This window comes from Kineococcus indalonis (assembly GCF_009906395.1).
In the GTDB taxonomy this organism is placed as follows: Bacteria; Actinomycetota; Actinomycetes; order Actinomycetales; family Kineococcaceae; genus Kineococcus; species Kineococcus indalonis.
In genome coordinates this window covers 1-1,242 of the sequence record NZ_JAAALM010000794.1, presented here as the reverse complement: position 1 = coordinate 1,242, position 1,242 = coordinate 1, and the positions used below count along the sequence as shown (strand labels likewise).

2 protein-coding genes are annotated in these 1,242 nt (G+C 73.7%); both read left to right on the top strand.

Annotation, left to right across the window (positions count from 1 at the left end; all coding sequences use genetic code 11):
* A partial coding sequence (locus GTR00_RS21160; RefSeq protein ID WP_205706349.1) for a pectinesterase family protein occupies nt 1–779 on the top strand: 779 nt, incomplete at its 5' end.
* A gap of 153 nt (nt 780–932) precedes the next feature.
* Nucleotides 933–1,214 carry a metal-sensitive transcriptional regulator gene (locus tag GTR00_RS21155; RefSeq protein ID WP_166613481.1) on the top strand — a complete coding sequence of 94 codons (282 nt, stop codon included), beginning with the start codon at nt 933–935 and terminating at the stop codon, nt 1,212–1,214.
* The last annotated feature ends 28 nt before the right edge of the window (nt 1,215–1,242 follow it).

Below are 1,242 nucleotides of genomic sequence, written 5' to 3'. Positions count from 1 at the left end.
CCGTCCAGCCCGGCACCTACACCGGGACGGTGAGCAGCGCCCGCAGGAACGTCACCCTGCTCGGTGCGGGGACTGGCCCGGAGGACACGGTCATCACCTCCAGCGGCACGGTGGCGACCGTGCAGATCAGCGGGCAGGGCTGGACGGTGAGGAACCTGACGGTGTCGAACACCGGCGCCTCCACCGCCCTGCAGACCCAGGGCGACAAGAGCGTGTTCGAGGACGTCCGCATCCTCGGGGACAAGCAGGCCCTCAAGATCGGCAGCCCCAACCCGACCACGGCGGCCCGGGCGTACTTCCACCGGGTGTTCGTGGAGGGCGGCGCCGACGCGCTGATCGGTCGCGGCACCGCCGTCTTCGCGGACAGCACCTTCCACCTGCTGAACCGCCCGGGCAACGCCATGACCGACTCGTCGGTCGACGCCTCCTTCGAGCACGGCTTCCTCATCACGGGCAGCCGCATCCTCACCGACGGCGCGGCGGGCACCGCGTACCTGGGCCGCCCCTACCCCGAGACGCCGACGGCGGTCGCGCAGGTCGTCGTCCGCGACAGCGAGATCGGCGCGGCGATCGGTGCCAGCCCGTGGCGCGGGTACAAGGACGCCACCCGTGACGTCCCGTGGACCGCCGGCCGCTTCGCGGAGCACCGCAACACCGGCGCCGGCGCCGCGGTCGTCGACCCGGCCGCGCGCCCGCAGCTCAGCGACGCGGACGCCGAGCGCTACACCGCCGCCGCCTACCTGGCCGGCACCGACGGCTGGAACCCCACCGCCGGCTGACGCCGCGGCCCCGACGCCGCACCCCTGACGCGAAGCCCCGCCCGGACCCCTCCGGGCGGGGCTTCGCCGTCCCCGGCACCGCCGGACTCGCGGAAAAATACCCCCTGGGGGTACCTTGTTGACGAGGGTGACCGCGACGACCAGGAGGCTGCCGTGCCCGGCTACGACGACGACAAGGACCAGGTGCTCAAGCGGCTGCGCCGCATCGAGGGCCAGGTCCGCGGCCTGCAGCGCATGGTCGAGGAGGACACCTACTGCATCGACGTGCTCACCCAGGTGTCCGCCGCGACCAAGGCCCTGCAGTCCGTGGCGCTGCAGCTGCTCGACGACCACCTGGCGCACTGCGTGGCCGACGCCGCCCGCCAGGGCGGCGAGGTCGCCGACGCCAAGGTCAAGGAGGCGTCCGACGCCATCGCCCGCCTCGTGCGGTCCTGACCACCCCGACCACCCCTCGGACCCCGAC